23 protein-coding genes and 1 pseudogene are annotated in these 24,292 nt (G+C 73.2%); 12 read left to right on the top strand and 12 right to left on the bottom strand.

The features are described from left to right. Positions 1–78: 78 nt before the first annotated feature. The gene (locus tag ACFWZH_RS37610; protein WP_384442360.1) at positions 79–954 is read left to right on the top strand and encodes an EI24 domain-containing protein; all 876 of its coding nucleotides are present in this window, start codon (positions 79–81) and stop codon (positions 952–954) included. A gap of 73 nt (positions 955–1,027) precedes the next feature. On the opposite strand, the gene ACFWZH_RS37605 is transcribed toward ACFWZH_RS37610, so the two are convergent. Together ACFWZH_RS37605 and ACFWZH_RS37600 are read right to left on the bottom strand one after the other, a co-directional pair. After that, on the bottom strand, positions 1,028–1,168 hold the full coding sequence (locus ACFWZH_RS37605; protein ID WP_384442357.1) for a hypothetical protein: 141 nt from the start codon (positions 1,166–1,168) through the stop codon (positions 1,028–1,030). Between the two features lie 147 nt (positions 1,169–1,315). Then, positions 1,316–3,154 carry an endonuclease/exonuclease/phosphatase family protein gene (locus tag ACFWZH_RS37600; protein ID WP_384442354.1) on the bottom strand — a complete coding sequence of 613 codons (1,839 nt, stop codon included), beginning with the start codon at positions 3,152–3,154 and terminating at the stop codon, positions 1,316–1,318. Between the two features lie 256 nt (positions 3,155–3,410). On the opposite strand from ACFWZH_RS37600, the gene ACFWZH_RS37595 reads away from it, so the two are divergent. Further along, a complete protein-coding gene (locus tag ACFWZH_RS37595; protein WP_384442351.1) occupies positions 3,411–4,928 on the top strand; it encodes a hypothetical protein in 1,518 nt (505 codons plus the stop codon). Positions 4,929–5,129: 201 nt separating this feature from the next. After that, positions 5,130–6,575, top strand: coding sequence for an alkaline phosphatase PhoX (locus ACFWZH_RS37590; protein WP_384442348.1), 1,446 nt, complete (start codon positions 5,130–5,132; stop codon positions 6,573–6,575). A 29-nt stretch (positions 6,576–6,604) separates the two neighbouring features. On the opposite strand, the gene ACFWZH_RS37585 is transcribed toward ACFWZH_RS37590, so the two are convergent. Beyond that, positions 6,605–7,492 carry a class I SAM-dependent methyltransferase gene (locus ACFWZH_RS37585; RefSeq protein WP_384442345.1) on the bottom strand — a complete coding sequence of 296 codons (888 nt, stop codon included), beginning with the start codon at positions 7,490–7,492 and terminating at the stop codon, positions 6,605–6,607. 71 nt (positions 7,493–7,563) lie between these two features. Here ACFWZH_RS37585 and ACFWZH_RS37580 point away from each other — a divergent pair. Then, positions 7,564–8,405 (top strand): annotated as a pseudogene (locus ACFWZH_RS37580) (MsnO8 family LLM class oxidoreductase). Here ACFWZH_RS37580 and ACFWZH_RS37575 read toward each other — a convergent pair. The 3 genes from ACFWZH_RS37575 to ACFWZH_RS37565 all read right to left on the bottom strand — a co-directional run bounded on the left by ACFWZH_RS37575 (position 8,380) and on the right by ACFWZH_RS37565 (position 10,891). Continuing rightward, positions 8,380–9,591, bottom strand: a complete 1,212-nt coding sequence (locus tag ACFWZH_RS37575; RefSeq protein WP_384442371.1) for a TerD family protein — start codon at positions 9,589–9,591, stop codon at positions 8,380–8,382. The pseudogene ACFWZH_RS37580 and the gene ACFWZH_RS37575 overlap by 26 nt on opposite strands. Before the next feature lie 79 nt (positions 9,592–9,670). Next, the gene (locus ACFWZH_RS37570; RefSeq protein ID WP_384442342.1) at positions 9,671–9,940 is read right to left on the bottom strand and encodes a GlsB/YeaQ/YmgE family stress response membrane protein; all 270 of its coding nucleotides are present in this window, start codon (positions 9,938–9,940) and stop codon (positions 9,671–9,673) included. A gap of 132 nt (positions 9,941–10,072) precedes the next feature. Beyond that, a complete protein-coding gene (locus tag ACFWZH_RS37565) occupies positions 10,073–10,891 on the bottom strand; it encodes an NAD-dependent epimerase/dehydratase family protein (RefSeq protein ID WP_384442339.1) in 819 nt (272 codons plus the stop codon). Between the two features lie 301 nt (positions 10,892–11,192). On the opposite strand from ACFWZH_RS37565, the gene ACFWZH_RS37560 reads away from it, so the two are divergent. After that, a complete protein-coding gene (locus ACFWZH_RS37560; RefSeq protein WP_384442336.1) occupies positions 11,193–12,170 on the top strand; it encodes a 5-dehydro-4-deoxyglucarate dehydratase in 978 nt (325 codons plus the stop codon). Then, positions 12,170–13,432: a hypothetical protein gene (locus tag ACFWZH_RS37555; protein ID WP_384442333.1), complete on the top strand. Its 1,263-nt coding sequence runs from the start codon at positions 12,170–12,172 to the stop codon at positions 13,430–13,432. Before ACFWZH_RS37560 ends, ACFWZH_RS37555 begins: the two co-directional genes overlap by 1 nt. A gap of 28 nt (positions 13,433–13,460) precedes the next feature. Here the strand turns inward: ACFWZH_RS37555 and ACFWZH_RS37550 are convergent, their stop codons facing one another. Both ACFWZH_RS37550 and ACFWZH_RS37545 read right to left on the bottom strand, forming a co-directional pair. Further along, positions 13,461–13,661: a DUF397 domain-containing protein gene (locus ACFWZH_RS37550; protein WP_384442330.1), complete on the bottom strand. Its 201-nt coding sequence runs from the start codon at positions 13,659–13,661 to the stop codon at positions 13,461–13,463. Further along, entirely contained in the window at positions 13,658–14,494 is an 837-nt protein-coding gene (locus tag ACFWZH_RS37545) for a helix-turn-helix transcriptional regulator (RefSeq protein WP_384442328.1), read from the bottom strand. The genes ACFWZH_RS37550 and ACFWZH_RS37545 overlap by 4 nt, the downstream gene beginning before the upstream one ends. Positions 14,495–14,599: 105 nt before the next feature. On the opposite strand from ACFWZH_RS37545, the gene ACFWZH_RS37540 reads away from it, so the two are divergent. Both ACFWZH_RS37540 and ACFWZH_RS37535 read left to right on the top strand, forming a co-directional pair. Beyond that, positions 14,600–14,785: a hypothetical protein gene (locus tag ACFWZH_RS37540; protein WP_384442325.1), complete on the top strand. Its 186-nt coding sequence runs from the start codon at positions 14,600–14,602 to the stop codon at positions 14,783–14,785. 297 nt (positions 14,786–15,082) lie between these two features. Then, positions 15,083–16,198, top strand: a complete 1,116-nt coding sequence (locus ACFWZH_RS37535) for a methyltransferase domain-containing protein (protein ID WP_384442368.1) — start codon at positions 15,083–15,085, stop codon at positions 16,196–16,198. Between the two features lie 76 nt (positions 16,199–16,274). On the opposite strand, the gene ACFWZH_RS37530 is transcribed toward ACFWZH_RS37535, so the two are convergent. The 3 genes from ACFWZH_RS37530 to ACFWZH_RS37520 all read right to left on the bottom strand — a co-directional run bounded on the left by ACFWZH_RS37530 (position 16,275) and on the right by ACFWZH_RS37520 (position 19,402). Further along, positions 16,275–17,042, bottom strand: a complete 768-nt coding sequence (locus ACFWZH_RS37530; protein ID WP_384442322.1) for a response regulator — start codon at positions 17,040–17,042, stop codon at positions 16,275–16,277. 103 nt (positions 17,043–17,145) lie between these two features. After that, the gene (locus tag ACFWZH_RS37525) at positions 17,146–18,360 is read right to left on the bottom strand and encodes a sensor histidine kinase (RefSeq protein ID WP_384442363.1); all 1,215 of its coding nucleotides are present in this window, start codon (positions 18,358–18,360) and stop codon (positions 17,146–17,148) included. A 271-nt stretch (positions 18,361–18,631) separates the two neighbouring features. After that, complete coding sequence (locus ACFWZH_RS37520) at positions 18,632–19,402, bottom strand: IclR family transcriptional regulator (protein ID WP_384442319.1); 771 nt, start codon at positions 19,400–19,402, stop codon at positions 18,632–18,634. A 211-nt stretch (positions 19,403–19,613) separates the two neighbouring features. Between ACFWZH_RS37520 and ACFWZH_RS37515 the strand changes: the two genes are divergently transcribed. Further along, positions 19,614–21,164: an aldehyde dehydrogenase (NADP(+)) gene (locus ACFWZH_RS37515; RefSeq protein WP_384442316.1), complete on the top strand. Its 1,551-nt coding sequence runs from the start codon at positions 19,614–19,616 to the stop codon at positions 21,162–21,164. A gap of 9 nt (positions 21,165–21,173) precedes the next feature. Then, positions 21,174–21,722 carry a GNAT family N-acetyltransferase gene (locus tag ACFWZH_RS37510; protein ID WP_384442313.1) on the top strand — a complete coding sequence of 183 codons (549 nt, stop codon included), beginning with the start codon at positions 21,174–21,176 and terminating at the stop codon, positions 21,720–21,722. Here the strand turns inward: ACFWZH_RS37510 and ACFWZH_RS37505 are convergent. Next, complete coding sequence (locus ACFWZH_RS37505; RefSeq protein ID WP_384442310.1) at positions 21,655–22,353, bottom strand: class I SAM-dependent methyltransferase; 699 nt, start codon at positions 22,351–22,353, stop codon at positions 21,655–21,657. The genes ACFWZH_RS37510 and ACFWZH_RS37505 overlap by 68 nt on opposite strands. Before the next feature lie 78 nt (positions 22,354–22,431). On the opposite strand from ACFWZH_RS37505, the gene ACFWZH_RS37500 reads away from it, so the two are divergent. Together ACFWZH_RS37500 and ACFWZH_RS37495 are read left to right on the top strand one after the other, a co-directional pair. Then, entirely contained in the window at positions 22,432–23,136 is a 705-nt protein-coding gene (locus ACFWZH_RS37500) for a DsbA family oxidoreductase (protein ID WP_384442307.1), read from the top strand. A gap of 54 nt (positions 23,137–23,190) precedes the next feature. Then, positions 23,191–24,252, top strand: coding sequence for an aminotransferase class V-fold PLP-dependent enzyme (locus ACFWZH_RS37495; protein WP_384442304.1), 1,062 nt, complete (start codon positions 23,191–23,193; stop codon positions 24,250–24,252). The last annotated feature ends 40 nt before the right edge of the window (positions 24,253–24,292 follow it).

The following is a 24,292-nucleotide window of genomic DNA, read 5'->3' as shown; positions in this document are numbered from 1 at the left end:
GCGGAGGAACCTCCGCCGGGCCGCCGCTGTTACCGTCCTGTGGCACGGAGCCGCCGTGGGCGCCGATAGGCTTGCGCCATGCGTGATCTTGTAACGGGGATGCGGTATCTGGGCAAGGGCCAGCGCTGGGTCGCCCAGCACGGCCGGTGGTGGGGATTCGGACTGATCCCGGCGCTGATCGCGCTGGTGCTCTACGCGGGGGTGCTCACCGCGCTCGCCATCTGGTCCGGCGATATCGCCGCCTGGGCCACGCCGTTCGCCGACGACTGGGGCTCGCCCTGGCAGGGGCTGCTGCGCGGGGTCTTCGTGGCGCTGCTGTTCGCCGGCGGGCTGATGCTGTCGGTGCTGACCTTCACGGCCGTCACGCTGCTGATCGGCGACCCCTTCTACGAGTCGCTGTCGGAAAAGGTGGAGGAGAGCGAGGGCGACTGCCCGCCGGGTACGGACCGGCCGTTGTGGCAGGAGATCTGGATCGCGCTGCGGGACAGCGTCCATGTGCTGCTGCGGGCCGCCGGGTTCGGCATCCTGCTCTTCCTGCTCGGCTTCGTCCCGTTCATCGGGCAGACCGTGATCCCGGCCATCGGCTTCTGCGTCTCGGGCTTCTTCCTCGCCGTCGAGCTGACCTCGGTGGCGATGCAGCGCCGGAACATCCCGGTGCGCGAGCGGCTGCGGATGCTGCGCGGCCGCAAGGCGCTCGCGGTCGGCTTCGGCACCCCGCTCGTGCTGCTGTTCCTGATCCCGTTCATCGCCGTGGCGCTGATGCCCGGCGCGGTGGCCGGTGCGACGCTGCTGGTGCGGGACCTGGTGCCGGACGAGGAGCAGCCGCCGGCGCCGGATCCGGCCGCGGTGCCGTACGGCCGGCAGCCCGCGCCGCAGGCCGGTTTCGGCCCGGCCCCCGGCCACCTTCCGCCGCGCCCGGGCCAGGCGCCGCAGCAGCCGCCGACCGGTTGGTGAGCTCTTCGTGACGCGGAGCGGCCGCCGCACCCTCGGTGCGGCGGCCGCTCGGGCTTCACAGGCCCATCACACGTCAGTCGGCATTCCGCGAACGCCTCAGGTCCTGGGTCCGCTCGGCCGCGGACTCCTCCGACGACTTCGGCTTCCGCTGGTCGGAGCGCCGCTCCGCGGCACGGTCCTTGTTGCTCGACTTACGGTTCTGCGCCTTCGGCATGGTGACTCCCTTTGTCTCGCCGAATGTTGCTTACGCGTCCAGTACCGCACCGTCGGCGACGGTTGGCGCCCGGACGTGGGCCGTACGGGTGACGGGAGCATCACACGGGGTGACTTCGCGGCCTCGTGGCCTGGCAATGCCAGGCACTCACGGCCGGACGCGCAGCACCTGCGGATCGTGGTCGCTGGCCTGGTCGGCGTACTCGGCGTTGAGGTGCACGATGTCGTAGTCGGCCTTGGCCAGCTGCCGGCTGGTGAGCATGTGGTCCAGCACCTGCGAGTTGCCGTTGTAGACATAGCCGTAGCGCTCCGCGGCGGGCAGCCTGCCGACCAGGTCGGTGAGCACACCGCCGTCGGTGAGCTTCTTCAGGGCCGGCGAGAACGGGTAGTCGTTGAGGTCGCCGGCGACCACCACCTCGGCCCGGGGGTCCTTGGCCAGCAGGTCCTTGACGAAGGCGTTCACCAGCCCGGCCTGCGCCGTGCGCTGGGTCTCGGAGGACCGGGCCGGCGGCTGGAAACGGCTGTCCAGGCCCTGGTCGCCGCCCTTGGAGTTGAAGTGGTTGGCGATCACGAACACCCGGCTTCCCGGGCGGCTGTTGAGCGAGAACTGGCCGACCAGCGGCTTGCGGCTGGCCTTCCACGCCGGGTCGGCGGGCGCGATCCGGCCCGGGGAGGCGGACAGTGCGGCCTTGCCGTGGTCGTCGACCACCTTCACCGGCGTGGTGGCGTCGCCGCCCTTGACGTCGGTGAAGGACACCCGCTCGGGGTTGAACAGAAACGCGACCCGGATGTTGCCGCCGGGCTGGCCGCCGTCCTGGTCGTCGACCGGGTCGATCTGCCGCCACTCGTACGCCGGGCCGCCGGCCGCCTTGACCGCGTCGGTCAGCTTCTTGAGGGTGGCCCCGGCGGTGACCACACCGTCGTTCGTGGGGCCGTTGTCGTCCTGGACCTCTTCGAGGGCGACGACGTCGGGCGCCGACAGGTTGCCGACCAGCGCCTTGGCGAGGCGGTCGAACTTGGCCTGCGGGGTCTTGGGGGAGAGGTTCTCGACGTTGTACGTGGCCACCGACAGCTCGTCGGGCCGCTGCTTGCGGGTGGTCTCCGGCGCCGGGCCGTGGTCGGCCAGTTCGCCCAGCGCGGTGGCCTGGAGGGTGTAGCCGCCGAAGCTGTCGTAGTCCAGCGGCCCGGCGGTGGTGCCGGTCAGCTCGTCGCCGACGTCGGCCACCGGGAACGGCCGTTCGGCGAAGGGGATCAGGGAGGCCACCTTGACCCGGCCGCCGTTGGGGTCGGCGTACGAGCGGTAGAGGGTGCCGCCGCGCGGCGTGCGGTTGTGGCCCGGCTCGGCGGTCACCCACAGCTCGTGGTGGGAGTTGGTGGCACCGACGACCCGGGCGCCCTTGACCGCGACGCGCATCCCCTCCAGCGACTCGTAGCGGTCCAGCGTGTACGAGGCGGGGCGCAGCTTGAGGGCTTCGATGCTCTTGCCGCCCGCGTCGGGGGCGTAACGATTCGGCACGGAGGCCGGGTTGAGGGTGAAGGCGGCGGGCAGCGGCGCCTTCGCGGAGACGGTCTGCCAGGTCGCGTCGGTGATCTGGGTGACCGACTGCAGCCCGGCGTCCTTGCCGCCGGGGTAGTACTCGCTGACCGTGCCGGAGAAGGTGATCGCCTCGCCGACGGTCACCTTCGGCGTCTCCTTGCCCGTGAAGACGAAGACCGCCTCGCTGGTGGCCGGGTCGCGGTCCGGGTGCGGGTCCTGCACCCAGAAGCCGCGCGCCGAGCCGAACGAGCGGATCGCGGTGACCGTGCCGGGCACCTCGCCGACCTGCGTGCCGGCCAGCGGGGATATTCGGGTGCTGCCCTGGATGTCGTGGATGCGGGTGCCGGCCGCGGAGGCGGACTGCGTGGCGGTCAGCAGCCCGCCGGCGAGGGCGGCGGCGGCCACCGCGCTGAGCGCGGCCGGCCTGCGGAGCGGACGACGGGACGGCATGCATGCCTCCGAAGGGAAGTGGGGGGTGAACAAGGGGGTGCGGCACTGCGCGTGGACCGCGGCACGGTGCGCGCTACGCGCGTCAATCTCCGGTGTGCGCAAGGAAGTTGTCAAGGTACTCGCGGTTACCGCCGTCCGGCGCGGGGGTGAACCGTCCGAGATACGGAGAATTCCGTCTACGCTGGGGCGGCGCACTCCCCCAGCTACCGCTGGGAGGTACCCCCAGCCGCAGTCCGTACGAGGAGCTGAGCACCTGATGTCCGCAGACCGCCCGACCCTGCCGCCGGTGCGGCTGTCTTCCGAAGCGGAGCTGGCCCGGGACGCGCTGAGCGCCCCGCTGATGGCCCGGGCCGCCAAGCTCGCCCGCTGGGCCGAGCGCGGTGTCCCGGTCGGCGCGGGCGGCGAGATCCTCCAGGAGTCGCTGGCCGACGCCACCGAGCTGCTCGGTCTCGCCGGCGACGAGGACGGCCCCGCCTACACCGCCGAGGCCTGGCAGCTCGCGGTGGACACCGGGCTGGTCGAGATCGAGGAGACCGAAGAGACCGGGGCGAGCGCGGCGGACGCGGCGGACCAGGACGGCGCCGAAGGCCCCGGTGACGCCGCGGTCGGCATCGCCACCCCGGGCGAGGAGCTGAACCTGCTCACCTCGGGCAGCCCGCAGGACGTCCTGGACATCTGGCTCTGCGGCATGGAGACCGTACTCGCCGACGCCGCCGCCCCGGACCTCGCCGACATCGCCGAGCAGATCGCCGAGGGCGGCGAACTGGACCTGGACTCGATCGACTGGAACCCGGAGGAGGAGGCCGAGCTGCTCAACGGCATCCTCGGCAACCTCTACCTCCTCACCGCCGTCGCCGAGGGCGCCGACCAGGACGTTCCGCTGCCCGCACTGGCCGCCTCGATGATCGTCCCGGACGACATGGACGAACCCACCGACGACATCCTCGAAGAGGTCTCCGAGGCGATGATGCGCCTGGACGACCAGTTCCGGGTGCTGGAGCCGATCGGGCTGGTCGCCTACCGGCCCGTCGACGAGGCACTCATCGAGGAGCTGGACGAGGCCGGCGAAACCGTCAGCGCCGCCGAGCCGCTCACCGACGAGGACGTCTCCCGCTACGGCCTGGTCCGCCTCACCCCGCTCGGCGTCTACGCCGTACGCGCCCGGCTGCTGGACGCGGGCGCCCACGCCCCCGCCGTCGGCGACCTCACCGGCAAGGGCGCCGAGGTCCTCCTCGACGCGCTGCCCGACTACCCCGAGGCGCTCGCCCAGTCCGAGTCCGAGCTCTGGCTGGCCGCCCGTACCCCGCTGGACGCCGCCCGCGACCTGCTCGCGGCCGCCCGCGGCGACGACGAGCACGCCCCGCACCGCCGGCTCGCCGCCCAGCAGACCCTCTCCCTGGTCTCGCCGGACGCCGAGGAAGCGCTGCGCGAGGTGCTCGACGACCGGCAGCTGGGCGGGCTGGCCCGGGTCTGGCTCGCCGAGCGCGCCCTGCCCGACATCCCCGAGCCGTCCCAGGAGATGATCTTCTGGCTGACGGTGGACACCCTCGCGGCGCAGCTGGGCAGCGCCGGCGAGGGCGCCGAGGCCGAGCTGCGCGACCTCGTCCAGGGCCTGACCGACCAGCACAGCGGGTTCTTCGACAGCGCCTGGCGGGTCGACCACCCGGCCACCGCCGAGGTCCTGGAGGCCATGGGCCGCCTGCACCCCGACAAGAAGGCCGCCAAGGAGGCCCGCAAGGCCGCGTTCAAGGCGCGCTCGCACCGGCCGGAGTAGCGCGCGGGAGGGGCCGGGCCGGCAGCGCAGGTGTCCGGGGCCCGCCGGGTGGTGATATCCACCGGGCGGGCCCCGACCGCTTCCGGACGGGCCGTAAACGCTTCCTGGATGTCGCGCCGCGTTCAGCTGGAGTTCGACAGCACACGAAAGCGTGTGCGCGCAGGCACAGGGGAGCAGAAACCGGCCATCTGGGAGATGACAATGCCGCTCACGCGCAGAGACTTCGCCAAACGTTCCGCCCTCACCGGCGCGGGGGTCGCGCTGGCCGGGAGCGTCGGCGTGCTGGCCACCGCGCCCGGCGCCATCGGCGAGGAGGCGCCCGAGGGCGCACCGGACGGCAACGGCCACCGGGCCGGCTACGGACCGTTGGTCCCGGACCCCGACGGCATCCTCGCGCTGCCCGCCGGTTTCTCGTACCGGATCATCACCCGCTCCGGCGTCACCAAGCTCGACAGCGGTGAGTCCACCCCCTCCAACCACGACGGCACCGGCACCTTCGAGGGCCCCCGCGGCACCACCCTCCTGGTCAACAACCACGAGCTGAAGGGCCCGCGCGCCGACTGGCCGCACCCGGTGCCGCTGGCCGAAGGACTGGTCTACGACCCGGCGGCGTCCGGCGGCTGCACGGTCGTCGAGGTCGCCAAGGACGGCACCCCGGTCGGCGAGTGGGTCGGCATCGCCGGTACGTCCACCAACTGCGCGGGCGGCACCACCCCTTGGGGGACCTGGCTCACCGGCGAGGAGACCGAGGACAAGGCCGGCGAGCACGGCATGACCAAGGACCACGGCTACGTCTTCGAGGTCGACCCCCACGACCGCCGGGCCGGCCGCGACCCCAAGCCCCTCAAGGCGCTGGGCCGTTACGCCCACGAGGCCGTCGTCGTCGACCCCAAGCGCGGCCACCTCTACCTGACCGAGGACGCCTCCGGCCCCAACGGCCTGTTCTACCGCTGGACCCCGCCGCACGGATTCCGCCACGGCCGCGGTCAGCTGCGCTCGCTCGCCGCCGACTCCGGTGTGCTGGAGGCCTTCAGGTGCTTCGACTCCGGCGGCCGGTTCGTCGACGACCTCTCGCGTGCCACCAAGACCGGCACGGTCTACGGCGTCGACTGGGTCGAGGTCCCCGACCGCGACGCGCGGACGGTCTCGGTGCGCAAGCAGTTCAAGGACGGCGAGGTCACCCGCGCCCGCAAGCTGGAGGGCCTGTGGTGGGCGGACGGCGGCGCGTACGTCGTGTCCTCCTACGCCCGCGAGGAGAGCCCCGTCCGGCACGACGGACAGGTCTGGTTCTACGACCCGCGGCGGCGGACCCTGACCCTGAAGGTGCTGCTGGGCGTCAACCCGGACCCCTCCAAGGACGGTGCGCTCGACGGCCCCGACAACATCACCGTCTCGCCCTACGGCGGACTGATCATCGCCGAGGACGGCGAGGGCGTACAGCACCTCTTCGGGGCCACCGACGACGGCCGGACCTACCCGATCGCCCGCAACGACCTCAACATCGGCACCCCCGAGGAGCCGGAGTTCAGCGAGTTCACCGGCCCCGTCTTCTCCCCGGACGGACAGACGCTGTTCGCCAACATCCAGGACCCCGGCATCATGCTGGCCATCACCGGGCCCTGGAAGCGGCAGCGCCGCCAGCGCTAGCGGCCGCTTCCCCGACGGCCGGGCCGGGCTCAGCCCGCCCCGGCCGTCAGCACGTAGTAGTCCAGCAGACCGGTCTCGTACGCCGTGAGATAGCGGCGCGCCCACCGGTCCGGGGGCTCCGGCTGCTGGGCCAGATAGCGGTCGTACGGCTCCCAGACCCCGTCGCCGATCGGCCGCACCCGGACGCCCCGCAGACCCGCCGCGGCCAGTGTCGCGGCGACCTCGTCGACCACGTGCGGGACGTCCAGGCCGTCGGCGTACGGCGGCAGCAGTTCGGGCAGTACCCGGGCGGCCTCCCGGCTGCGGGCGAAGAACGTCGTCAGCGCCAGCCGGCCGCCGGCCCGCAGCACCCGCACCGCCTCCCGGGCGAACCCGGCCAGATCGCGGAAGTGCTGTGCGGCCTCGACGGAGTACAGCAGGTCGACGGCGTCGTCGGGGAGCGGGATCCGCTCGGCGGCGCCCAGCACGAAGTCCAGCCGGCCCGCGCGCCCCGCGGGCCCGCCGAGCAGCGCCGCGTGCGTCTCCCGGGCGCGGGCGATCTGGTCCGGATGGGCGTCCAGGCCGATGACCGAGCCCAGCGCGAACTCCCGCAGCGCCAGCGCGCAGCCCAGACCGCGCCCGCAGCCGACCTCCAGGGCGGTGCGGCCCTCGGGCCGGTCGAAGGTGGCCAGCACCAGGCGGTAGAGGTCCTCTTCGCTGCGCACCCGGTCGGCCTCGGTCAGCGGCCGGCCGTCGATGTCCGCCAGCCCCGCCCAGTAGCCGAAGTTGATGAAGCCGCCGGCGAAGGCCGGGACGGTGCTCAGGTCCAGCTCCCCGTAGACCTCCGCGACCCGCTCGGGAAGTTCCGGCGGTGGCTCGGGGCCGTCCGGGTGATCCGCGGGTCCGGCCGCGTCGGCCGACGGCGGCTGCTGGGCCATCGAATGCTCCTCGTGCGGGCCGCAGTGGGGGCGGGGAATCCTGCGGGCGTGGGGACGTTGAAGCAGAGGTGGTGAGCTCGACGATACGGACGACACAATTCTCGATCCTGGACCGTTCCCGCACCAGGGAAGGCCATCCCCAGGCGGCGGCGCTGCGGGACACGGTGGACCTGGCGCGGCGCGCCGAGGAGCTGGGCTACCACCGCTTCTGGGTCTCCGAGCACCACAGCGTGCCCGGGGTGGCCGACTCCGCGCCCACGGTGCTGGCCGCCGCGGTGGCCTCGGCGACCACCACGATCCGGGTCGGCACCGGCGGCGTGATGCTGCCCAACCACCGGCCGCTGGTGGTCGCCGAGCATCCCCCATGCCTTAAGGGCACGGGAGGTGCCCCCATGGGGTGCTGGAGTCGCTCTTCCCCGGCCGGATCGACATGGGCCTGGGCCGGTCGGTGGGCTTCACCGGCGGCATCCGCCGCGCACTGGGCGCCGAGAAGGACGCCACCGACGAGCGGCCGTATGTGGTGATCTCCCAGACGGTGGCCGTGGCCGGCACGGAGGAGCAGGCGCGCCGGCTGCTGCTGCCGGAGGCCCGCTCGCTGGCGTACTCCCGCACCCACGGCGTCTTCCCGCCGCTGCGGCCCGCCGAGGACGGACCGGCGGCGGCCGCCCTGCCGAAGCGCGAGCGCGGCTACTACGAGGAGGCCCTGCGCGGCCAGCTGCACGGCAAGGAGGAGCAGGTCGCCGAGGCCCTCGGCACGCTGGTCGACCGCAGCGCCGCGGACGAGGTACTGGTGACGACCAGCACCTACGAGCGCGCGGCGCTGCTGGAGTCGTACGAGCGGCTGGCCCGGGTGGCGGGGCTGGTCGCCCGGCCCGCCGGGCCGGTCCTCACAATGCCTGCCCGGCCGGTTTGACCATGCCGCGCACCGTCCGGGCGTCGACGAACTCGCCCATGGCCGTCATCTCCCACTCGCCGGAGAACTGGCGGATGAGCTTGGCCATCATCACGCCCGTGCGGGGCTCGGAGTGGGTGAGGTCGAAGCGCACCAGCTCCTCGCCGCTCTGCGCGTCCAGCAGGCGGCAGTAGGCCTTGGCGACGTCGGAGAACTTCTGGCCGGAGAAGGAGTTCACGACGAAGACCAGGCCGGTCACCTCCGGCGGGATGCCGCCGAGGTGGACGGTGATGGCCTCGTCGTCGCCGGCGCCCTCGCCGGTGAGGTTGTCGCCGGAGTGCTGGACGGCGCCGCCCAGGATCATCAGCTTGCCGAAGAAGCAGTTGTCGATCTTCTTGCGGTCCGGTCCGTAGGCGATGACGGAGGCGTCCAGGTCGATGTTCTTGCCGCGGAAGGCGGGCTCCCAGCCGAGGCCCATCCGGACCGAGCTGAGCAGCGGCTTGCCGCCCTTGACCAGTGAGACGGTCTGGTTCTTCTGGAGGCTGACCCGCCCCTTGTCGAGGTTGACCTTGCCGGAGCCGGGCGCGGGGGGAGCGGCCGCCGGCGGCGGGGAGACCGGGGCCGGGGCGCCGGACGGCGGTCCCCACTGCCCGGCGGGGGCCGGGGGAGCGGACGGCGTGGCCGGGGGAGCCTGCGGGGCGGCCGCGGGCGCGGCCGGCTCCTCCACGCTGACGCCGAAGTCGGTGGCGATACCGGCCAGCCCGTCGGCGTAGCCCTGGCCGACCGCACGCACCTTCCAGGCGCCGTTGCGGCGGTAGATCTCGACGATCACCAGCGCGGTCTCGGTGCCCAGCCGGGGCGGGGTGAAGGTGGCGATGGTGCTGCCGTCGTCGGCGTTGCGGACCGTGCCGGTCGGCTCGGTGCCGGCGAACGTGGCGCCGGGGGTGTCCAGGCTCGCGGTGACCACGATCTTCTCGATGCCGTCGGGGACGGCCGCGGTGTCCACCGTGATGGTGTCACCGCCGCCGGCGGCCGCGGAGTGGGTCACGCCCGGTCCGGCGGGCTGGTTGTAGAACACGAAGTCGTCGTCGGAGCGCACCTTGCCGTCGGCGGCGAGCAGCAGGCCCGACACATCCAGCCGCACGGGAGCGGTGACGTCCACCGCCACCCGCGCGGTGGTGAGCGGGAGATTCGAGCCAGGAGTCATAGCGGTCATGCCGGGACCAACGATCGGCTCGCCTTTGCGGTTCCATTACCCGCGGCCGGACGGCGGCCGGGTCCGGCCGTCATCGCTCGCGGGAGTTGCCGAAGAGCAGCCGGTAGGCGATCAGCAGGACCAGGGCCCCGGCGATCGAGGCGATCCACATGGACGGTTCGCCGAAGTCCTTAGGGATCGGGCGGTGCAGGAACTTCGTGGACAGCCAGCCGCCGATGAAGGAGCCCACGATGCCGATCAGGGTCGTGCCGACCAGTCCGCCTGGGTCCCGTCCCGGCAGCAGGACCTTGGCGATGACGCCCGCGATCAGTCCCAGTACGAGCCAGCTGACGATGCCCATGATGCGTTCCTCGTTCCTGCGCGGAGGGTTGGTACGTACACGAGGACGCCACCGGGGCGGGCGGGGTTCCGTGCCGTGGCGCGGGCCACGTGCGGATCCGGCCGCGGTGCGGCGGCCGGATCCCCGCCCGTCTCAGTACGGCCACCGGGGCGGGTCGGTGCAGAAGGCGCCGCCGAGGTGGGCGTGTTCGGGGGCGGTGGGGTCCAGTTCGCCCTGCGCGGCGAGGAGTCGCGCGGCGTACGGCTCGGAGTCGTCCTGCGGCTCGTACCCCAGGGCGCGGGCGGTCGACAGGTCCCACCACAGGCGGGTGTTGGCGGAGGAGCCGTAGACGACGCGGTGGCCGACGTCCGGTGCGGTGAGCGCGGCGTGCAGCAGCCGGGCGCAGTCGGCCGGGCTGAGCCAGATCGACAGCATTCGCACCGAGGTCGGGGCGGGGAAGCAGGAGCCGATGCGGATCGAGACCGTCTCGATGCCGTGCAGGTCCCAGTAGAGCGAGGCGAGGTCCTCGCCGAACCCCTTGGACAGGCCGTAGTAGGTGTCGGGGCGGCGCGGGGTGTCGACGGGGATGGCGGCGGACCCGTCGGCGGGGCGCGGGGTGAAGCCGACGGCGTGGTTGGAGGAGGCGAAGACGATCCGTTTCACGCCCGCCTCACGCGCCGCCTCGTAGAGGTGATAGGTGCCCTCGATGTTGGCGCGCAGGATCTTCTCGAACGACGCCTCCAGGGAGATGCCGGCGAGGTGGACGACGGCGTCGACGCCGCGTACGGCCTCGCGCAGCGCCTCCTGGTCGGCGAGGTCGGCGGTGACGACGTCCTCGTCGGGGGCCGCGTCGTCGATGGCGCGCAGGTCGAACAGGCGCAGCCGGTAGCCGTGGGGCGGCAGCAGTGCGCGCATCAGGGTGCCGAGCCCGCCGGCGGCGCCGGTGAGCAGGACGGTGCGGGGTGCGGTCATGGCGGGAACTCCTCCGGCTGGGTGGCGGGACGGCCCGGGGCCGTGGGGCGGTTGCGTGCCGCGGGACCCGCGCCGCGGATGCTCCGCACGGCAAGGCTATGTCCACGAACGGAATTCAGGTGGATGGACAGAGCGTGGTGGCGGGATCGTCGCCGGTCAAGGCGGTTGACGGACCGGGTGAATCCGCTTGCGGGGCGGCAGTTGTGCGCCCTTGACCCGTACCAGAGGGCTGCTCTAGCGTGGCGAGTTCAGAAATATGGACACAGGTCATAGACATGCACGAGCATATGAGGGAGAGCCCGTGACCGCACACCCTCCCCCAGCCACCGCTGGGCGGCACCCCCGGCTCGCCGACCGCCTCGACGGACCGCTGTTCTTCCCCGTGACCGCGTACACGCCCGACGGAACGGTGGACCTGACGGCCTTCCGGGCGCATGTGCGGGCCGGCGTCGACGCGGGCGCGGGCGCCGTCTTCGCCGCCTGCGGCACCGGCGAATTCCACGCGCTCACCCCCGAGGAGTTCGCCGACTGCGTCGCGGCCGCGGTCCAGGAGGCCGCGGGACGGGTCCCGGTCGTCGCCGGCACGGGCTACGGCACCGCGCTCGCCGTCCGGTTCGCCCGCCTCGCCCGCGAAGCCGGCGCCGACGGGCTGCTCGCCATGCCGCCCTACCTCGTCGTCGCCGACCAGGAGGGGCTGCTGCGGCACTACACCGAACTCGCCGCCGCCACCGCCCTCCCGGTCATCGTCTACCAGCGGGACAACGCCGTCTTCACCCCCGCCACCGTCGCCGCCCTGGCCGCCACCCCGGGCATCATCGGCCTCAAGGACGGCCTGGGCGACCTCGACCTGATGCAGCGCATCATCAGCACCGTCCGCACCGAGGCCCCCGACGAGGACTTCCTCTACTTCAACGGCCTGCCCACCGCCGAACTCACCGGCCCCGCCTACCTGGGCCTGGGCGTGCGCCTGTACTCCTCCGCCGTCTTCGCCTTCGCCCCCGAGATCGCCCTCGCCTTCCACAGGGCGCTGGCCGCCGGCGACGACGCCGTCGTGAACCGGCTGCTGGACGGCTTCTACCGGCCGCTGGTCGAACTGCGCAACCAGGGGCGCGGCTACGCCGTAGCGCTGGTCAAGGCGGGCGTACGGCTGCGCGGCCTGGACGTCGGCGCGGTCCGGCCCCCGCTCAGCGAACCGGCCCCCGCGCACATCGAGGAGCTGGCCGGGCTGATCGACCGCGGTCTGGCCCTGGCCGCCCAGGCGCCGGGAGCCGGCGCCTGATGCGCACCGCCGCCTTCCTCTACCCCTGGGACGTGGTCGGCGACCCGGCCGCCGCCGAACGCCTCGCCGAACTCGGCATCCGGCAGGTCACCCTGGCCTCCGCCTACCACTCCACCCGCGCCCTCACCCCGCGCCACCCCCGCCACCGCATCGTCACCGCCCGGCACGCCGCCGTCTACTACCCGCCCGACCCCGCCCACTGGGCCGGCCGGGAACTGCGGCCCCACACCCAGGACTGGACGGCGGGCCCGGACGCCTTCGGCGCGGCCGCGCGGGAGCTGGCCGCCGCCGGGGTGGAGGTGCACAGCTGGGTCGTCCTGGCCCACAACTCCCGCCTGGGCGCCGAGCACCCGACGGCCGTCGTCCGCAACGCCTACGGCGACCCCTACCCCTGGGCGCCGTGCATCGCCCGGCCCGAAGTGCGCGCCCACCTCGTCGCGCTCGCCGCCGAGGCCGCCGTACGGCCCGGTGCCCGCGGCAGTGAGCTGGAGTCCTGCGGCTGGTACGGGCTGGCCCATCCGCACGCCCACGACAAGATCGGCGGGGTGCCGCTCTCCGGCGCCGCCCAGTATCTGATGTCGGTCTGCTTCTGCTCGGTGTGCGCACACGGGTACGGCGAACTCGGCATCCCGGCCGTGGAGTTGAGGACCGCCGTGGTGCGGGCCCTGGAGCCGCTGTGGACGGCCGCCCCGGGCGGGCCGGAGCGGGACGTCCCCCCTGGGCCGGCGCCGGCCAAAGACCCTTGCGGGAGGCGGGCAGAGTGGGCGGCGGTCGAGGCGCTGCTCGGCGCGGAGCCCGCGGGGCTGCTGCGCGCCTGGCGGGACCGGGCCGCCCGTACGCTGCAGCGCGCGGCGGTGCGGGCCGTACGGGACGCCGCGGCGGACGGGTTCCGGGTGCTGCTGCACGCCGACCCCGCCGCGCACCGCTGCGGCGCCAACGCCGGCGTGGACCCGGTGGACGTGCTCGCGCACGCCGACGGGGTGGTGCTGCCCTGCACCGGCGACGCCGCCGCCCGCGCCGCCGTGCTGGAACCGTTCACGGGTCGCGCGGCTGAGGCCGTCGGGACGGACGCCGCACCCACGGTGGCCGCCAACCTCACCGTGGTCTCCGGTATGGGCGGCAGCCCCCGCACGCTCGCCGCCGACGCCGCGCACGCCGCCTCGCTGGGCACGACGGAACTGCGGCTCTATCACGCGGGGCTGGCGAGCGACGCGGACCTGGCCGCCGTAGCGGACGCGCTGCGCGAGATCGGGCGCGGGTGAGCGGATGCGCCTCTACGGCGCGGAGACTCTACGAAGTGGAGAGCTTCCCGGTCTTCACGCCGTCCACGAACGAGGACCAGGACGACGCGGGGAAGACCAGCCTCGGGCCGTGCGGGGCCTTGCTGTCACGGACGGGAACGACGCCGGGGACATCGGCGGCGACCTCGACACAGTCGCCGCCGTTGTTGCTGTAGGAGGACTTGAACCAGCGGGGGGAGTCGGTTGTCACGGGGTGCCCTTTCGTACCTGCTCGATCATGGCCACAGATGCCGCCTGCGACAACGCTTCGGCCTGCAACTGATGGTATGCCGTCAGCATGGGCACCACGGAGGTACTCTCCCGGTCCAGGTTTCCTTGGGCCTGCGATTCGGCGTAGCAAATCAGGGACCGGTCCGGCAGTGTCAAGAGGTTGACAGGCAGGTCAAACGTGCGGCGCTCTCCTATGTCGTACGGTGCGACCTGCAACAGCGTGTTCGGCAGGTCGGCAAACTCGACCAGCCGCGCCAACTGTGCGTCCATGACAGTGGAGCCGCCGACCGGCCGACGAATACAGCTTTCGTCCATAGCCACAAACACCATGGGTGGCCGAGGCCGCTCCAGCACTGCCTGACGTTCTGCCAGAAACGCGACACGTTCATCCGCCTGTTCGGGCGTGATGGCGCCCCGCCGCACGGCGCTGTCCGCCAGTACGCGTGCGTACTCCGGTGTCTGCAACAAGCCGGGGACGATCCCAATGTTGTAGAGCCGGATCTCCACTGCCCGGCCCTCGTACCCGACGTACTCCGGAAAGCCCTCCAGCAGGCTGCCGTGTTTGATCTCGCGGTACTCACGCTCGAACGAGTCTGCTGTGCCCTCAAGGCCGAAGACGCGGTCCAGGCTACGCGAGAACCGGAGAGTTGGAGGTTTCCGAGCGTTTTCGACGGCCGAAACATGCACGCTTGAATAGTCTGCGCGTTCAGCAAGATCGTCTTGGGTCCAGCCACGCGCTTCTCGCAGCCTGCGTAAACGCGCTCCGTAGGCTGCCTGCGGGGAGGCGTGCGGGTTCAACTCATTGCGATTCAAGGGGCGTTCACTTCCTTCCGTTCGCAAGTCACAGGTTGAACGGCTCCTGATGCTAGGTCACGCTGAGGCATCCCGGTAGTGGAAGCACTACGGAGAGGAGTTGCCGTGCCCGGCAAGCTGACCCCACCCGTACAACTCGGTGAACCCCTGCCCAAGCCGAAACCTGCGGCCAACTGCGACATCTGCCAGGCGCTGGTAAATGAGCGGCAGATCGCGGAAGCACGGGGCGACCTGAGCAAGGTCGTCGACCTGAACATCGAACTTCGCAGCCACCCGGGGCACAAGCGATGACAGAGGCCGTGTTCCCTTGGGGCTCGGCTGAGACCAGGATGAAGACTCGCCCTCTCAAGGAGGAGAATCGGTGAACATTCGATCGATCACCCAGTTCGCACAAGGTGGCGGGCACGGCAAGGATGAGGGCGACGGGGACGGGCATCCCGGTCAGCCGTGGTCGCCGACCGATGAGCCCCACCCGGACGGTTCGACGCCTCCCGGCGATGGGGACCACCGAAAGTGACGAGTTCTGGTGAGCAGGCGGGGCGGCCCACACGTGAGGAGTGGGGCCGTCTCTTCCTGGAGGCAGGTGTGATGTCGCCCGACTGGGCCAAGGCGTATGAAGACGTGCCCCGCTCCCACTTCCTGCCAGAGTTGATGTGGCCGCATGACATGGCTACCGGCCGGAATGTCGCGGTCGACAAAGAGCAGGACCCGCAGGCGTGGCAGAGGTACGCCGACTCGGACGATCCCATCGTCACCCAGTGGGACGACGGCGCCCACGACGGCCACGAGCCGGGCAAGTCGTTCAGCTCGTCGTCCTCCATGCCGAGCCTGGTCTTCTCCATGCTGGCCGACCTTGACGTGAAACCGGGTCAGCGCGTGTTGGAGATCGGCGCCGGCACCGGATGGAACGCCGCCCTTCTCGCGTACCGACTCGGAGCCGCGAACGTCGTCACCATGGAGGTGGACGGCACCGTCGCGTCAGAAGCCCGGCAGGCATTGGACCGCTTCGGGCTCCCGGTGGAAGTGGTGCATGGAGACGGCTTTCTCGGCCATGCGGAACGGGCACCGTACGACCGCATCATCGCCACGTGCGGTCTGCGAAAGGTCCCGTTCGCGTGGGTGGAGCAGTCCGGCCCCGGAGGGGTGATCCTCGTTCCCTGGGGGACGTATTACGGGCCCGGCGAAGCCACCGCCCGTCTGGTGGTCGCCGAAGACCGCCGGAGTGCGTCAGGGCCGTTCTCGCGCCCCGTGGCATTCATGCGTATGCGTTCTCAGCGGTTCGTATGGCCCCGGCATGACGCGTACGTGCCGGCGGGTGCGATGGATGCTGCGGACACATCGTTCACGACGATGACCGAGGCGGAGTTCTGCGGCACGGGGAGCTTCGACGTGACCGGATTCGCGCTGGGCCTGCGTGTGCCTGCCGTCGCCCACACAGCCGACCGCAAACGTGACGGCAGGCGTGCTGTGTGGTTCTACGGACTCTCGGACAAGTCATGGGCGGTCGTCGTCTTCCGCGATGACCGTGAGGAAGCCAAGGTTTATCAGTCGGGGCCCCGACGCCTCTGGGACGAAGTGGAAGCCGCGTACGGATGGTGGGTGGCGCAGGAGCGCCCCGGCTTCAACCGCTTCGGGCTGACCGTGGACGCCGAAGGCGAGTGGGCATGGCTGGACTCGCCCGGCAACCCCGTGTCGGCTCAGTAGTCGGGCAGTTGGGCAGCCGGACAGGGCGCATGGCTGTGCCCCATGGCCCCTCACCACAGGCCCCGCCCCCCGCACCTCACCCCGGCCGGACGAACCCGCACTCGTACGCGGCGATCACCGCCTGGGTCCGGTCCCGTACCCCGAGTTTGGCCAGTACCCCCGCCACATGCGTCTTCACCGTGGCCGGCCCCACCCCCAGCCGCTCCGCGATCTCGGCGTTCGTCAGACCGGCCGTCATCTGCCGCAGTACCGCCCGCTCCCGTTCGGACAGCCGGGCCCGCAGTGTCCGTACCGCGTCCTGCGAGGCCCGCTCCCCGGCGTGCCGGGCGGCCAGACCGCGCACCGCCGCGGGAAACAGCAGCGAGTCGCTGCGCGCCACCAGCCGTACGGCCTGCACCAGGTCCTCCGCCCCGGACCGCTTGAGCAGGAACCCGCTGGCCCCGGCCCGCAGCGCGTCGTACACATAGGCGTCGTTCTCGAAGGTCGTCACGACGATGATGCGCGGCGGCTCGGTCATCCCGGCGAGCACTTGCTCGGTCGCGCGGATCCCGTCGATCTCCGGCATCCGCACGTCCATCAGCACGATGTCGGGGCGCAGTTGACGGATCAGCGGCACCGCCTCCGCGCCGGTGGCCGCCTCGCCCACGACCTCCATGTCGTCCTCGGCGCCCAGGATCGCGCGCAGCGCCGTACGCACCATCCGCTCGTCGTCGGCGAGGACGATGCGCAGCGGACGGGGCCGGTCGCGGCCGCTGCCGCCGTTCCCGTGGCCGCAGTTGTCGCAGCCGTCGCCGTCCCCGCCGCCTTCGCCGGCGGTGCGCCCGTCGTCCCTCGTCGTGGTCATGCCCCGCGCCCCCTGTCTCCCGTCCGGTCTCCCGGCGGATGTCTCGGTGCCCCTACGGCCTCGGTGCCTCTACGGCCTCGGTGTCCCTACGGCCTCGCTGTCCCTACGTCCGTACGCCGCCGCGCGCACCGCGCTCCCTCCCCGCCAGCGGCAGCCGTGCCGTCAGCCGCCATACGCCGTCCCGCGGTCCGGCCGCCGCCTCGCCGCCCAGCAGCCTGGCCCGCTCGGCGATCCCCAGGAGTCCGCGGCCCCCGCCCGTGCGGGGCGCCGGGACCGGCGAGCCGGGCGCCGGGCCGGCCGCCGGCCCGCTCACCGGGTTCTCCATCCGCAGTGTCAACTCCCGCTCGGTGCGGTGTACGTACAGCTCCACCGGCACCGGTCCGGCGTGCCGCAGCGCATTGCTCAGGCCCTCCTGCACGATCCGGTACGCCTCCCGCGAGACCATCGGCGGCAGCCCCTGGCACCGCCCCTCCATCGTCGCCTCGACCCGGACGCCCGCCGCGCGGGTCCGTTCGAGCAGCGCCGCCAGCCCGTCCAGGGTGGGCGCGGGAGCCGCCGGGTCGGTGCCGTCCTCCTCGCGCAACAGGCCCAGTACGGTGTCCAGTTCGGCGACCGCGTCACGGGTTGTGTCCTCGATGGCGGCCAGTGCCTGCCGGGCGAACTCCGGGTCGCTGTCCAGTACCCGGCGGGCCGCGCTGGCCTGCAGGGTGACCGCGCTCAGCGCATGCCCCACCGAGTCGTGCAGCTCGCGGGCCAGCCGGTTGCGGGTCGCCAGGTCGGCGGCCCGGCGTTCGGCGGCGGCGAGCCGGTCGGCGGGCGTGGGCCCCAGCAGGACCGGCGCCAGACGGGCCATGAGCCGCCCGGCTCCCCAGGACGTGCCGACCACCAGGGCCAGCAGCGCCAGCCCGGTGAGCGGGCCGAGCACGCCGGGGAAGGCCTCCTGCCACGCCGGGAAGCCGCGCTGGAGCCCCGTCGAGAACGGCAGCACCATCAGGGAGATCGCGGCCGGCGGCGCGGCCAGCGACATTCCGCTGACGATCCCGCCGGCCGCGTTGTGCACCAGGAACCACAGCGCGGTACGACGTCGGGCGGTCCACGAGTAGCCCGGCTCGTCGGCCAGCAGCTCTCCCGGCACACCGCAGAACGTCCGTACGGCGCCCGCCGCCATGGACCGCGCCGGTGCGAAGACCAGCCCGGCCAGCCAGGCCAGCGGCAGGGCGAGGCCGAACGCCAGGAACTGGGTCGCGGGGTCGCGGTAGGGGTCGGCGCCCTCCATGACCAGCGACACCACGACCGCCGCCACCAGGAAGTACGGCATGAGGATCGCGCCGCCGATCACCAGATGGACCCAGCGCAGGACGCTTCGCCGCAGTCGCCTCACTCGCACCGCACGGCCCCGGGGGTCGAGGTGTGCGCGCGGCGGGGCGCCCGGCGGGGTTGAACGGTCATGGTGAGCAGTCTTCCGGTGCCGCCGCCCGCGCGCCTCGGCCGCGCCGACGATCCGCCTCCGCCGTACGGGGGAGGAAGGTCCGGGCGGTGCGGGGCGGGGGAGTGCCGGACGGGGCGGGGGGCCGGACGGAGCCCTCGGATCACAGCCGGCGGGTGGCGAGCGTCAGCCGGTCGCGGGCGTCGAACAGCATGTCCTTGATCATCTGCTCGTGGTCCGGGGTCAGCCGCGCCACCGGCACCGAGCAGCTGATCGCGTCCCGGGCCGGGGTGCGGTAGGGGATGGCCACGCCGAAGCAGCGCAGGCCCAGGGTGTTCTCCTCGCGGTCGACCGCGTAGCCCTGCTCGCGCACCGCGTGCAGCTCCTCGATCAGCTGCTCGCGGTCGGTGATGGTGTGCTCGGTCAGCTGCGCGAGGGTCGCCGGCAGCAGCGCCCGGACCTGGTCGTCGGTGTACGTCGCGAGCAGCGCCTTGCCCAGCGAGGTGGAGTGCGCGGGCAGCCGCCGGCCGACCCGGGTGAAGGGGCGCAGATAGTGCTGCGACTGGCGGGTGGCGAGGTAGACGACGTTGGTGCCGTCCAGCCGGGCGAGGTGGATGGTCTCGGTGGTGTCGTCGGAGAGCCGGTCCAGCGTCGGCCGGGCCGCCGCCACCACCTCGTCGCCGTCGATGTACGACGTGCCGACCAGCAGCGCGCGCACGCCGATGCCGTAGCGGGTGCCGGTCGCGTCCGTCTCGACCCAGCCCAGGTCGACGAGGGTGCGCAGCAGCATGTAGAGGCTGGACTTGGGGTAGCCCACGGCTTCCTGGACGGAGGCGAGCGAGTGCATACCGGGGCGGCCCGCGAAGTACTCGAGCAACTCGACCGTCCGCACCGCGGACTTGACCTGCGATCCACCGGTATCGGCAGCTGACATCGCCCTTGACCCCTCTGTTCGGACAGCCATAGAGTCCCAGATGTTCAATATCCGGGATGAAGTTCAGCATATCGAACGATGTCTGGTGTGCGGCAAGGCGTGAAAGCCTCGGGAGCGGCCGGGAGACGCTCGGCGCTCCCCGGTACGCAGCGGCCCAGGAAGCACAACAGCCAGTACGACGCGGCACGGCAGCACTCGGGAGGAATGCACGGTGGCAGCGGCAGCAGCAGCACCAGTCTGGAGTGTCGACCCCCGAACCGGGAAGCAGCGGGAGCAGGTTGCGGTGGAGGCCACAGCCGACGAGGTGGACGCGGCGGTCCGCACGGCGCACGCCGCCCGGGGCGCGCTCGCCGAGCGTGCGGCGCGTGCCGCCCTGCTGCGCCGCGCCGCCGGGCTGCTCGACGAGGCGGGCGAGGCGGTCATCGAGGCCGCCGACGCCGAGACCGCGCTCGGCCCGGGCCGTCTCACCGGCGAACTCGGCCGCACCACCTACCAGTTGCGGGCCTTCGCCGACCTGGTCGAGGACGGCGCGTTCCTCGACGTACGGATCGACCGCGCCGACCCCGCCCTCACCCCGCCGCGGCCCGACCTGCGCCGCTACAAGATCCCGCTGGGCCCGGTCGCGGTCTACTCCGCCGGCAACTTCCCGCTCGCCTTCTCCGTGCCCGGCGGCGACACCGCCAGCGCCCTGGCGGCCGGCTGCCCGGTCGTGGTCAAGGCGCACCCCGACCACCCCGCCACCTCCGAGCTGTGTGCCGCGCTGCTGCGCCGGGCCGCGGCCGAGGCCGGGCTGCCGGACGGCGTGGTGAACCTGGTGCACGGCTTCCAGGCCGGTATCGACCTGGTCCGCCACCCGCTGATCGCCGCGGCCGGTTTCACCGGCTCGGTACGCGGTGGCCGCGCCCTGTACGACGCGGCCGCGGCCCGCCCGCACCCGATCCCCTTCCACGGCGAACTGGGCAGCCTCAACCCGGTCGTGATCACCGAGGCCGCGGCGGACGAGCGCGCCGAGCAGATCGGCGCGGGGCTGGCCGGCTCGATGACGCTGGGCGTCGGCCAGTTCTGCGTCAAACCCGGCCTGGTCCTGGCGCCCGGCGGCGAGCGGGGCGAGCGGCTGCTGAAGTCGCTGACCGCCGCGGTCAGCGACACCGAGGCCGGTGTGCTGCTCGACCACCGGATGCGCCAGGCGTTCCTCGACGGTGTCGCCGCCCGCGCCGGGCTCCCGGACGTCGCGGCGCCGGTGACCCCCGGCGCGGGCGGCGAGCACTCCGTCAGCGCCGGCTTCCTCACCGTCCCCGCCGCCCGCCTCGCCGCCGAAGGGCCGCACGACCTCCTCCTCGAGGAGTGCTTCGGCCCGATCACCGTGGTCGCCCGCTACGCCGACGAGGCCGAGATCGGCGCCGTACTCGCCCGGCTCCCCGGCAACCTCACCGCGACGCTGCAGCTCGGCGAGGCGGAGGGAGCCGGCAGCGACGGCGCCGGGCTCGGCGCCCGGCTGCTCGCCGAGGTCACCGCGCTCGCCGGCCGCGTCGTCGTCAACGGCTGGCCGACCGGCGTCGCGGTCGCCCCCGCCCAGCACCACGGCGGCCCCTACCCGGCCACCACCTCCACCTCCACCTCCGTCGGCGGCACCGCCGTCGAACGCTGGCTGCGCCCCGTCGCCTACCAGGACACCCCGCCCGCGCTGCTGCCGCCCGAGCTGCGCGAGGACAACCCGCTCGGCCTGCCGCGCCGGGTGGACGGCCGCCCCGAAGGCGGGTAGGCCAACGCCGTGGACCCCGCCCCCGACGAGACCGCCGTGCAGGTCCGCGCCGCCACCCGCGCGGACCTGGAGGCGATCGCCGCCCTGGACACCGGCGCCCGCGCCGCCCACCACCACGTGCGCTTCCCCGGCACGCCCTTCGACGCCCCGGCCGAGCACCTCCGCTGTCACCTCGCCTGGTCCCACGCCCTGCACCGCGAGGACACCCCCGTGCTCTGCGCCGTACGGCACGGCACGGTCCTCGGCGCCGCCGCGTACCGCGGCCGGCACACCCGGGCCACCGTCAAGCTCGATCAGCTCCACGTCGACCCCGCGCACTGGGGCACCGGCGTCGGCCGGGCCCTGCACACCGCCTGCCTGCACGCCTGGCGCAGCGCCGGTTTCGCCCGCGCCGTGCTCGACGTCCGCTGGCACAACCACCGCGCCCGCGGCTTCTACGCCGGCCTCGGCTGGCGCCCCGACCGCCGCCCCGCCCCCGACGCCACCCACCTCACCCTGAGGCTGGACCTGGCTCCCGGCGCGCCCCCGACACCGGGGAGCCCTCCCGCCGCGCGATGAACTGCAGCCGCTCGGCCGTCCGCCCGTCCGGCGTCGCCACCGACCCGGTCCGCTCGGCCACCACACCGAAGCCCGCCGCCCGCACCAGAGCGCGCAGCCGCTGCGGCGGATGGTGCCGGAACACCCCGCCGTCGGGCGTCTCGAACACCCCGTACGTGCCGTAGCGCCCGGCGAAGTGCGCATAGCGCTCCCGGTTGGGCGTGTCGTCCTGCACCGGCACATCGCTCAGATACAGCACCCCGCCGGGCCGCACCAGCCGCCCCAGCTCCCCGACGATCGCCGACTGGTCCGCGTCCCGGGGGACACAGGTGAGCACCGCGAACAGCAGCGCCGCGTCGAACGCGCCGTCCTCGAACGGCAGCGGAAACCCCGCCCACCGCATCAGATCCAGCCCCGGATGCTCCCGCCGCCCCCGCGCGATCAGCGCCGCCGAGACGTCCACCCCGCGCACCGCGCGGTAGCCGAGCCCGGCCAGCTCGGCGGTGAGCCGCCCGTAGCCGCAGCCGTAGTCCAGCACCCGCGCCTCGCGCGGCAGGTACGCCCGGAGCAGCTCCGGATCGAGCGGATGGGTGAAGGTCTTGGCCGACCCGGTCGTCTCCCAGAACCCGAGGAAATCCTGTGGCGAGGTCATGCCCGGACGGTACCCGCGGAATAGCCCGGCGCCCCGCGAGGTTGAGCCGGGACATCCCCCGAGAAGGAAAGTCAGCTCATGCGCGTCGAAATCTGGTCCGACATCGCCTGCCCCTGGTGCTACATCGGCAAGGCCCGCTTCGAGGCCGGGCTGGCCGCGTTCGCGCACCGCGACTCCGTCGAGGTGGTGCACCGCTCCTTCGAGCTGGACCCCAAGGCACCGGCCCCCACGGACATCGCGGTCCTCGACATGCTCGCCGCGAAGTACGGCGTGAGCCGCGCGCAGGCCGAGGCGATGGAGGCCCGGGTGGCCGAGGCGGCCGCGGCCGAGGGGCTCGACTACCGCTCCGACCGCATCCACGGCAACACCTTCGACCTGCATCGACTGCTGCACGCCGGCAAGGCGCACGGCGTCCAGGACGCGCTGCTCGACGCCTTCTACCGCGCCAACTTCGCCGCGGCCCGCCCGCTCGGCGACCCCGCCGTCCTCCGCGAGATCGCGGTCGGCGCCGGGCTGCCCGGCCAGGAGGCCGACCGGGTGCTGGCCGACCCCACCGCGTACGCACCGGACGTGCGCGCCGACGAGCGCGAGGCCGCCGAGCTGGGCGCGACGGGCGTGCCGTTCTTCGTCATCGACCGCCGCTACGGCATCTCCGGCGGCCAGCCCGCCGAGGTCTTCCGGCAGGCCCTGGAGCGGGCGCACGCGGACGCGGCGGTGCAGATCCTGCCGGCCGGCGACGCGGAGGTCTGCGGGGACGCCGGCTGCGCCGTCCCGGGGAAGTGAGCGGCACCGGAAAGGACGTGGACGGGCCGGGCCCGCGCCGCGCACAGTGGGATCATGCAGCGACGTGAGCCACTCGGCGGGGCCGAATTCGCGCCCGAGACGACCTATCTGAACTCCGCGTCCAGCGGACTCCTCCCCCGGCGCAGCGCGGCGGCCCTGCGCGCGGCCGTGGAGGAGTCCGCCTCCTACGGCACGATGGGCCGCGACTACTTCGCCGCCCCCAACGCCTCCCGCGCCGCCTTCGCCCGGCTGCTGGACGTCCCCGCCGAGCGGGTGGCCGTCGGCAGTTCGGTGGCGGTGCAGTCCGCCCTGATCGCCGCCTCACTCCCGCCGGGCTCCGAAGTCCTCGTCCCCGAAGGCGACTTCAGCTCCCTGGTCAACCCGCTCGGCAGCCACCCCCATGTCAGGCTGCGCACCGTGCCCCTGGAGGCGCTGGCCGACGCGGTGCGCCCCGGTACCGCGCTCGTCGCGTTCAGCGCCGTGCAGTCCCTGGACGGCCGGATCGCGGACCTGGCGGCCGTACGGGAGGCGGCCCGGACCCATGGGGCGCGCACCTTCGTCGACGCCACCCAGGCCGCCGGCTGGCTGCCGCTGCGCGCCGGGGACTTCGACTACCTCGTCAGCGGCGCCTTCAAATGGCTGCTGTGCCCGCGCGGTACGACCTTCCTGGCGTTCGGCGGCGACGCGGCCCAGGACTCCGGCTGGCCGGCCGCGCTGCACGCCGGCTGGGTGGCCGGGGAGGACCTCGACGAGTCCACCTACGGGCTGGTCCGGCCGGCCGCCACCGCCCGGCGCTTCGACGAACCGCACGCCCACTTCTCGTACGTCGCCGCCGAGCACTCCCTCGCGCTCGTCGAGGAGCTGGGCGTCGCCGCCGTCCACGCCCACAACACCCAGCTCGCCGCGTACTACCGCGAAGGGCTCGCCGACCGCGGCCTGGTGCCCCGCCCCGCGCCCGGCTCGGCGATCGTCTCCACGCCCGGACTCGCCGGCGCGGAGCGCCGCCTGACCGAGGCGGGGGTGCGGATCGCGGTGCGCGGCGGACTGCTCCGCGCCGCCTTCCACCTCTACAACTCGACCGACGACGTGGACCGGCTGCTGTCGCTGCTGGCATAGCGACGGCGCGGCCGCCGCACAGACCCTGCTGTGCGGCGGC

The organism is Streptomyces sp. NPDC059008 (assembly GCF_042749045.1).
In the GTDB taxonomy this organism is placed as follows: Bacteria; Actinomycetota; Actinomycetes; order Streptomycetales; family Streptomycetaceae; genus Streptomyces.
This window is presented reverse-complemented; position numbering and strand designations above follow the sequence as displayed.

Excerpts from the sequence above, each read along its gene's own strand:
- ACFWZH_RS37535 (WP_384442368.1), top strand. The coding sequence starts at position 15,083 with ATGTCGCCCGACTGGGCCAAGGCGTATGAAGACGTGCCCCGCTCCCAC.
- ACFWZH_RS37565 (WP_384442339.1), bottom strand. The coding sequence starts at position 10,891 with ATGACCGCACCCCGCACCGTCCTGCTCACCGGCGCCGCCGGCGGGCTC.
- ACFWZH_RS37500 (WP_384442307.1), top strand. The coding sequence starts at position 22,432 with ATGCGCGTCGAAATCTGGTCCGACATCGCCTGCCCCTGGTGCTACATC.
- ACFWZH_RS37520 (WP_384442319.1), bottom strand. The coding sequence starts at position 19,402 with ATGTCAGCTGCCGATACCGGTGGATCGCAGGTCAAGTCCGCGGTGCGG.
- ACFWZH_RS37570 (WP_384442342.1), bottom strand. The coding sequence starts at position 9,940 with ATGGGCATCGTCAGCTGGCTCGTACTGGGACTGATCGCGGGCGTCATC.
- ACFWZH_RS37555 (WP_384442333.1), top strand. The coding sequence starts at position 12,170 with ATGCGCACCGCCGCCTTCCTCTACCCCTGGGACGTGGTCGGCGACCCG.
- ACFWZH_RS37575 (WP_384442371.1), bottom strand. The coding sequence starts at position 9,591 with ATGACTCCTGGCTCGAATCTCCCGCTCACCACCGCGCGGGTGGCGGTG.
- ACFWZH_RS37600 (WP_384442354.1), bottom strand. The coding sequence starts at position 3,154 with ATGCCGTCCCGTCGTCCGCTCCGCAGGCCGGCCGCGCTCAGCGCGGTG.
- ACFWZH_RS37590 (WP_384442348.1), top strand. The coding sequence starts at position 5,130 with ATGCCGCTCACGCGCAGAGACTTCGCCAAACGTTCCGCCCTCACCGGC.
- ACFWZH_RS37585 (WP_384442345.1), bottom strand. The coding sequence starts at position 7,492 with ATGGCCCAGCAGCCGCCGTCGGCCGACGCGGCCGGACCCGCGGATCAC.
- ACFWZH_RS37605 (WP_384442357.1), bottom strand. The coding sequence starts at position 1,168 with ATGCCGAAGGCGCAGAACCGTAAGTCGAGCAACAAGGACCGTGCCGCG.
- ACFWZH_RS37495 (WP_384442304.1), top strand. The coding sequence starts at position 23,191 with ATGCAGCGACGTGAGCCACTCGGCGGGGCCGAATTCGCGCCCGAGACG.
- ACFWZH_RS37525 (WP_384442363.1), bottom strand. The coding sequence starts at position 18,360 with ATGCCGTACTTCCTGGTGGCGGCGGTCGTGGTGTCGCTGGTCATGGAG.
- ACFWZH_RS37530 (WP_384442322.1), bottom strand. The coding sequence starts at position 17,042 with ATGACCACGACGAGGGACGACGGGCGCACCGCCGGCGAAGGCGGCGGG.
- ACFWZH_RS37505 (WP_384442310.1), bottom strand. The coding sequence starts at position 22,353 with ATGACCTCGCCACAGGATTTCCTCGGGTTCTGGGAGACGACCGGGTCG.
- ACFWZH_RS37595 (WP_384442351.1), top strand. The coding sequence starts at position 3,411 with ATGTCCGCAGACCGCCCGACCCTGCCGCCGGTGCGGCTGTCTTCCGAA.
- ACFWZH_RS37610 (WP_384442360.1), top strand. The coding sequence starts at position 79 with ATGCGTGATCTTGTAACGGGGATGCGGTATCTGGGCAAGGGCCAGCGC.